Consider the following 7,290-nt stretch of genomic DNA (forward strand, 5'->3'; position numbering starts at 1 on the left):
GCCGGGACGTCAGCTCCCGGCGCCCGGATCGCCCACCAGCGCAAAAAGCAATTCGTCATAGCGGGCGATGAGCGGTTCGTGCGTCGACAGAAACGGCCGGATGGCCTTTCTCTGCCGGGCGCGATACGCCTGCCAGTCATCGTTGTGATGTTCGATTGCACGGACAAGCTGGTTCGAGCCCTCCTCCACATCGTTGCCGGGGTAGAAGTAGCCGACATCCCGGCATAAATGCGCGTTGTGCACGAGCGCATAGCCGTTCCAGCAGGCGTCGAAATAGAAGTAGTTCAACGCGAGCCCCCACTGGTGCGAGACCACGATATCGGTGTGTTCCGACAGGAACTGCGGCGTATCGTGACGGCCGACGAAACTGACCTTGCCGTCGCGCACGAGATCCAGGTGCTGCGCAATTCCAATGAACTCGGGACTGTTGCGTGCGAGGTGTTCCGCGTTCGTCACGTGGACGAAACTGATGCCTCCGCCCACCTTGCGATACGCGCTCTCCGCAATCAGCAGCGGATACAGGCAGAACTTCAGCACGTTGATGTTCGCCTCCATGATCGACAGGCGCTTCGGCGTGTTTCGCGGACGGTACTCGCCCGAAAATGGCAATTCGCGGGTTCTCATGTCCAGACACATCGGGTCCCACACGAAGGGCACTTCCCGCACCGGCTGTCTGCGCAACACGCCGAAAAAATGCGCGCTCGTCTCCATGACCTGCGGAATGACCCAGACCTGGTCATATTGCTGATTGATGAATACGGAATCGCACATGCGCCGTGAAAAGATCATCGCCTCCATCATCTGCACGTATTCCGGCCCGCAGCAGTAACTGACGATCTTCGTGCCGCGCGACCTGAGATACGAGGTCTGTTCGCGATCGATCTGGCCGCCCAGTTCGATCAGCACGTCGAGCGAGTCCTTCGCATCCGCGAAGCTGCGCACCGGAAAACGCTGAAGATCCCACGGCAACCGCGGCGTGATCTCAACCGCCGTCGTATTGACGAGCACGACCTCGTGCCGATGCGGCGAGTGCTGGAAAAGCTTGGCCAGGTACAGCGCGTTCTGCTTGATACCGTTGACCCACATGCTTTCCGTCGCATCGCGCAAACCGATCGTGATACCGATCCGAAGCGAACGTATCTTTGTCATGCCTTTCCCCCGAACTGCATACCAGACTGAACAACCCTCGCTGTGCTTCAGCGAGCCCTGTAAAAGACGAACAACCGGCACCTTCAGTCATGTCGGCCGCTCTCACTGTCCCGCTCACCGGCCGAACTGCACCTGGCGCCGCACGATCACACATGACGGAGGCGCATCGATCAGCGTGACCGTCTCACGCGACCGGCCAGGCGTGGTGTAGACCGTCACCAGTTTCACGAGCGTATTCGCGTGATAGCCGCCGAGTTCCGAGCGCGCCACGTCCTTGCAGGGCATCGGGGCGCTTGAAATACGTTCGGCGAGGATCGCGCACCCGCCGTTCGGCACTGGCGTCGTCGTGAGCGAAAGCACCGCCGAGTTCTGTCCGTATTCGAGGCCGGCGAGCGAGAAGAACGGCGCACTGTCCGGATCCTGGCGGTCCCAGTCCAACACGACGTCAGTGCGTTCGGTATTCAAGAACGTTCGGCTCGATACGACATTGATCGCCTGATAGCAACGACGCACGCCCACCTTTTGCGCGGCCTGTGCAAGCACGGTTGCAGGAGCCTCCACGGGGGGCGGCGGCGTGCCCGGATTGACCGCCGTTGCCGAGCCAGGCGAGACGGGAAGCGGCTGGGCAAGCGACGGTCCCGACAGGCAAGCGAGCATCGTGCAAGTCCACATCGCCCGCGCGCGCCATCGTGCGGCACGCGAACTGGAGACGTCGAAAGCGCGCCGCTTCGCGGGCATGTTCTGTCTCACCATCATGGGTAAAGGTCCCCGATCGCCGCCGTGTACAGCTCGACGTTGCGCTCCGACTCGGGATCGAGCGTCGCCAGGAATGCGCGTGCCGCGCTGCGATAGTCCGCAAGGCTGGCGTCGTGTGCCGCGAACGCCTGGCGCAGTGCAAGGGCGCCGTCCTCGCAGTCGAAATCGGTGTAGCGATAACCGCAGCCGCCGAGCAACGTGGAGTTGTGGATGAGCGGATAACCGCCGTAAAGCGCCTCGTAATAGACGTAGTTCTGGGCGTTCTCCCAGTGGTGCGAGATCAGCGCGTCGGCCTGCTGCGTCATGATTTCGTAGACGGGCAGGCGCGGCTCGAAGGTCGCGCGCCCGTGGCGAACCAGATCGAGGCTGCGCGCGAAACCGACGAACTGTGTATCGCCCTTCAGATGCAGCGTGTTATAGACGCGCAGGTAGTCGATCATGGCCGGCTCTTGCCGATACGCCTGGTCCGCAATCAGCATCGGCAACTGCGATGTCTTCACCATGCAGATGTTCGGCTCGAGGATCGCGAGGCGCCAGCGTCTGCCGCCGGGCACATAGCCGAAGGCGGGAGCCGCCTGCGCGCCCGCCATCGAACGTTCCAGCAACGCCGGGCTCCAGAGGTGCTGCATCGCCCGCACGGGTGCGCGCAGGGCCGACGCATAGTAGCTCGCGCAGGTGCGCTCGAACGCCGGCAGCGTCCAGATCGCGCTGTACGGCGTGCCGGAAACCAGCATGCCGTGCGGCAGATCGAACATCATCCGCTCGATGTCGATCACGTAGTCGTTGGCCACCCGCATGCCGATCACGTGTCCGCCGCGGGCACGAAAATCCCGCGCCCAGTCGGGATTGAGCTGCGCGCTGAGTTCGATGATCACGTCCAGACGCTCGCGTGCCGCTTCAAGGTCGATGAGCGGCACCGGCGCAAGTGCGAGGAACTGCGACGCCTCATTCGGCGAACCGTCTCCTCCATTGACGAGGTACACGTCCTCGATCAACGGTGAGCGCTTGAGCAGCATGGTGAGGAAATAGCAGTTCTGGAAGATGCCGTTTTCCCAGATCGACTGCTGTCCGGCACGCAGATAGATGGTGACGCCGACTTTCAGGCGCTTGCCGTTCAGCATGACGCCCCCTTTGCCGTCTGACGGGTGCCCAGGTCCAGCAGTCGCCGCGCATACTGTGCGCGGTTGTCCGCGTCGAGCGGATTCAAGCGTGCGAGAAACGCCCGCGCGCGGCGCATATAGGCGTCGTGGTCAGCATCGTGATCGCGGGCGGCTCTTACCAGTTGCGCCCCGCCGGCGGCGATGTCGGAGTCGGCGTAGTAGTAGCCGAGTTCCGCGAGCCACGGCGAGTTATGAACAAGCGGGTAGCCGCCATACAGTACATCCAGGTACGCAATGTTCTGGGCGTTATGCCACTGGTGGGCGACTACCGCGTTCGCATGCTGGCTCATGTACCCGACAAAATCATGCCGCTGGTCCAGGTGAATTTTTTCGTGTTTATGGAGATCCAGTGAGCGCGTGAGGAACGCGAAGCTCGGATGGTCTTTCATCTGGATACTGTTGAGTACGTGCATGCGCGCAATCGTCGCGGGATCCTTTCGAAATGCCTCGTCGCACACCAGCATCGGAATCACGCAGCACTTCACGACGGAAATGTTGGGTTCGAAAATCGCGACGCGCAGCGCGCGCGGGGTGTCCCGCTTCGGCGCCGGTTCATAGCCGAAATGAAACCCCGCCTGCGCGACCAATGCGACGCGCCGCTCGATGAATACCGGATTCCACAGGAACGGCACCTCGAATACCGGGCAACGGTGCAGCGTCTGAAGCATCGGCTTGAAGGCGAGGTCCTTCGCGAGAATCCAGATCTCGTCGCAGCGCTGCGCGCGCGAAAAATAGCCGCTCTTCTTGAATACGCTTGGCTCGACAAGCCCCGCATAGGGCTGGCCGCAGCAGAAAAAAATGACCTTTTTGCCGAGCGCACGTATATGGTCGAGCCACTCGACGTCGAGGCCACCTCCCATCTCGAACACGACGTCGACGAGATCGGTCGCCTCCCGTGGAGGCACGAGCCGGAATTCCTGTGCGAGGTTCACGGCCTCGGGCGGCAGCTCCCTTTGATCGCCGCAGTCGAGCAACACGACGTCCGTCACGAACGGCAGTGCGCGCAGCAGTTGCGCAAAGAAAAAAATGTTCTGTCCCAGCCCGTTTTCCCAGACGCTCTGTCCGGTGTGGGTGAGTACTGAAATTCCGATCCGCATGTCGCCTTGATTGCCGCTCGGGCACTTCCGCTGATTGGTCGAAAAAATCAGGACCGCATGCGGGGAGTAGCGGTCCTGCCTAAGGTCCGGTCGATCATCCGAAGCGGACTTCCCTGAGGGATTGCTTTTTTATTAGTCGAGCGCGATTTCCACGCGGCGGTTCTGTGCGCGTCCGCTGGCCGTCGCGTTCGACGCCACCGGGTCCGCTTTTCCATAACCTTTCGCGACGAACTGCCGCGCCTTCAGTCCGTGTTCCTGCAGATATTGCGCAACGGTCTGCGCGCGACGTTCCGACAGCGCCTGGTTGTGCGCGGCCGAAGCGGTCGAGTCCGTAAAGCCGCTGACTGCGACCGTATTGAACGTCATGCCTTGAGCGGCTGCGATAAGCGCATCGAGACGAGTACGCGCCGCGGCGGTCAATGTCGCCTTGTCGACTTCGAAATTCGCATCACCGCTCAACGAAAGCTTGCGCGGCGCCGGCGGCGGAGCCTGAGGCGCCGGCGCGACTGCCACCGGCGCAGGCGCAGGCTGCGGTGCAGACGCGGCGCCGCACTGGAACGTCAGGACACGCACGTCGCGTTGTCCGCCGCTGCCCGCCAGCGGCGCAATTTCCTGGACTGGACGGACAGGCGTATTGCCGCAAATTTCGCGTGCTTTGGAGTAGCAGGTTCCTTGGCCCTCGAAGAGGCCGTAGCACTCAACGCGAAAAGCTTTTTCGTTATTCGGCAAGCTCACCGAATAGGCGCTGAAGGTGGGACCGGTTGCCGCGGAACATCCAGCCAGTACGGCGGCAATAGATAGCGCCGCTAGAATCTTTCTAAGCATTTGGAACCTCGATGTCATACCGGCCGATGGCCGTGCGAAAAGTTTGCCGTGTTCGCCATGCGTTACCACCAGACACGCGTCGATGGTACGTGAGCACGACTGCCAGGACTGTCAGAACACGTCAGGGAAACTGGATGACAGGCACTGCGCAGCAGGGGAATTTCCGACTGCACCCGGAACGCACTTTCTCCGTTCCGGATGCAGCCTTCAAACCTCCCTCGTTACCACTGGTAGCTGACACCACCGCCAACCGAGTACCCAGCACTGCTGCTGCTTACCCCGCCCTTGATCTTGACGTTGTTGGTGATACGCGCGGTGAAGCCGAGTGCCACAGCGCTGTAGCCCTGATAGCTGGCCGCCCCGATACCCACCGCGATGATTTTGCCCAGGTCCACCTCTGGAATCATCGTCAGCGCGGTGGCGCCCGCCACACCCGAATAGGCTTTCCGGGCGATCGAGTTCACGCTCTGCTGCACGGATCTCAGTTGCGACACGTTCACCGCATCGGTGCCATTGACGCCCGGTCCGACATTCGTGATGCGACGCTCGTCGCCCGCCGATCCGACCGAAACCGTATTCGCTTCGCTAGCCACCGAATTCGCGCCGAGCGCCACCGAGTTAGCCGCCGAAGCCGTGGCATTCGAACCGAGCGCCACGCCTTTACTGCCCGACACGATGGCATTCGCCCCGATCACCGTGGCGCCGTCCGTGCCAGCATTCGCGCCATTGCCGAGCGCGACGCTGTCCGTGCCGGCAGCCGTGGCGTTCGGCCCGATCGCGATCGCGTTCACGCCCGTAGCGCCGTCATTGGCGTAGTTCGACTGCTGCTTGCCGTTGTCATTCACGCTGTAGTAATGCGGGCGTGATGTCGAGATCAGCGTCGACAAGGACAAGGCGGACGTGGAAGTCGAGGTCGAAAGCGACGCCACGTTGTTGTCGGTGGTGGAAAGCGCGGTGGACAGTGAACCGATGCCCGTCGAGGTCGACGTGGACAGCGACGCCACATTGCTGTTCGTCGTGGAAAGCCCGGTGGACACCGAACTCACCACCGTCGACATCGAAGTGACACTGCTAACCGCCGTGCTCGTCACCGTGGACAGCGAACCGATGCCCGTCGAGGTCGACGTGGACAGCGACGCGACGCTGCTGTTGGTCGTGGACAGACCGGTGGACAGCGAACTCATGCCGGTCGACAGCGACGCGATATTGCTGGTCGTCGAGCTGACCGTCGTGGAGAGCGATGCCACGTTGCTGTCGGTCGTGCTCAGCCCGGTGGAGAGCGAGCTGGCCGTCGTCGAAGTCGAGGTCGACAACGACGCCACGTTGCTGTTCGTCGTGGACAGACCCGTCGACAGCGAACTGATGCCGGTCGAGGCCGAGGTCGACAACGACGCCACGTTGCTGTTCGTCGTGGACAGGCCCGTCGACAGCGAACTGATGCCCGTCGAGGCCGACGTGGACAGCGACGCCACGTTGCTATTCGTCGTGGACAGGCCGGTCGAGAGCGAGCTAATGCCGGTCGAAGCCGAGGTCGACAACGACGCCACGTTGCTGTTCGTCGTGGACAGACCCGTGGACAGCGAACTGATGCCCGTCGAGGCCGAGGTCGACAGCGAGGTCACGTTGCTGTTGGTCGTGCTGAGGCCCGTGGACAGCGAACTGGTCGAGGTCGAAGTCGACGTGGACAGCGAGGCCACGTTGCTGTCGGTCGTGGAGAGGCCCGTCGACAGCGAACTGATGCTGGTCGAGATCGAACCCGTGGCGGTGGACAGCGAGGCCACGGTGCTGTTCGTCGTGGAGAGACCCGTCGAGAGCGAACTGATACCGGTGGACGTCGAAGTCGACAGCGTATCGATTGCCTGGTTCGTCGCATACAGTTGCGAGCCGTTGATCGCGTCCGTGCTCGTCTGGCTGATCTGCCCCGCCGCCACGTTCGTGATCTGCCGTTCAGCGCCCACGCTTCCCACGCTGACCACGCTGACCGGGGTCGTGCCCGCGAAGCTGTAGGTCTTGCCGCCGATCGTCGTGCTCAAGGTCGGATTGGCCGCCGCTGTCACCGAGCCCGAGCCCAGCGCCACGTCGCCGATGTTTATCGCCAGCGAGCCCGCGCCCAACGCCAAGGTCTTGTCGGCGCTCGCGCTGGCGCTGTCGCCCACCGCCACACTGCTCGAACCCGCTGCGGTGGCGCCCACGCCCGCGGCGAGCGCGTTCACGCCGGTCGCGCCGTCGTTGTCGTAGTTGCCGCCCTGCACGCCGTTGTCGTTGACGCTGTAGTAGTGCGTCTTGCTGCCCGCGACTACCGT

The 7,290-nt window shown here is 62.6% G+C and carries 6 protein-coding genes and 1 pseudogene; all 7 read right to left on the bottom strand.

Annotation, left to right across the window (positions count from 1 at the left end; translation table 11 throughout):
- Positions 1 to 9: 9 nt before the first annotated feature.
- A complete protein-coding gene (locus ACTJLC_RS27060) occupies positions 10 to 1,149 on the bottom strand; it encodes a DUF2827 domain-containing protein (protein WP_310135487.1) in 1,140 nt (379 codons plus the stop codon).
- 114 nt (positions 1,150 to 1,263) lie between these two features.
- Positions 1,264 to 1,905 (bottom strand): hypothetical protein, encoded by a 642-nt coding sequence (locus tag ACTJLC_RS27065; protein ID WP_073429172.1) that lies wholly within the window; start codon positions 1,903 to 1,905, stop codon positions 1,264 to 1,266.
- A complete protein-coding gene (locus ACTJLC_RS27070) occupies positions 1,902 to 3,026 on the bottom strand; it encodes a DUF2827 domain-containing protein (protein ID WP_073429173.1) in 1,125 nt (374 codons plus the stop codon). The genes ACTJLC_RS27065 and ACTJLC_RS27070 overlap by 4 nt, the downstream gene beginning before the upstream one ends.
- Positions 3,020 to 4,162: a DUF2827 family protein gene (locus tag ACTJLC_RS27075; protein WP_440845764.1), complete on the bottom strand. Its 1,143-nt coding sequence runs from the start codon at positions 4,160 to 4,162 to the stop codon at positions 3,020 to 3,022. Before ACTJLC_RS27075 ends, ACTJLC_RS27070 begins: the two co-directional genes overlap by 7 nt.
- Before the next feature lie 132 nt (positions 4,163 to 4,294).
- A complete protein-coding gene (locus tag ACTJLC_RS27080; RefSeq protein WP_310135495.1) occupies positions 4,295 to 4,987 on the bottom strand; it encodes an OmpA family protein in 693 nt (230 codons plus the stop codon).
- A 221-nt stretch (positions 4,988 to 5,208) separates the two neighbouring features.
- Positions 5,209 to 5,394: a YadA C-terminal domain-containing protein gene (locus ACTJLC_RS27085; protein WP_440845768.1), complete on the bottom strand. Its 186-nt coding sequence runs from the start codon at positions 5,392 to 5,394 to the stop codon at positions 5,209 to 5,211.
- Positions 5,395 to 5,415: 21 nt separating this feature from the next.
- Positions 5,416 to 7,290: pseudogene (locus ACTJLC_RS27090) on the bottom strand (YadA family autotransporter adhesin); the annotation flags it as partial.

This window comes from Paraburkholderia sp. 22099 (genome assembly GCF_052045835.1).
Taxonomy (GTDB): domain Bacteria; phylum Pseudomonadota; class Gammaproteobacteria; order Burkholderiales; family Burkholderiaceae; genus Paraburkholderia; species Paraburkholderia terricola.

Excerpts from the sequence above, each read along its gene's own strand:
- ACTJLC_RS27060 (WP_310135487.1), bottom strand. The coding sequence starts at position 1,149 with ATGACAAAGATACGTTCGCTTCGGATCGGTATCACGATCGGTTTGCGC.
- ACTJLC_RS27065 (WP_073429172.1), bottom strand. The coding sequence starts at position 1,905 with ATGATGGTGAGACAGAACATGCCCGCGAAGCGGCGCGCTTTCGACGTC.
- ACTJLC_RS27070 (WP_073429173.1), bottom strand. The coding sequence starts at position 3,026 with ATGCTGAACGGCAAGCGCCTGAAAGTCGGCGTCACCATCTATCTGCGT.
- ACTJLC_RS27075 (WP_440845764.1), bottom strand. The coding sequence starts at position 4,162 with ATGCGGATCGGAATTTCAGTACTCACCCACACCGGACAGAGCGTCTGG.
- ACTJLC_RS27080 (WP_310135495.1), bottom strand. The coding sequence starts at position 4,987 with ATGCTTAGAAAGATTCTAGCGGCGCTATCTATTGCCGCCGTACTGGCT.
- ACTJLC_RS27085 (WP_440845768.1), bottom strand. The coding sequence starts at position 5,394 with ATGATTCCAGAGGTGGACCTGGGCAAAATCATCGCGGTGGGTATCGGG.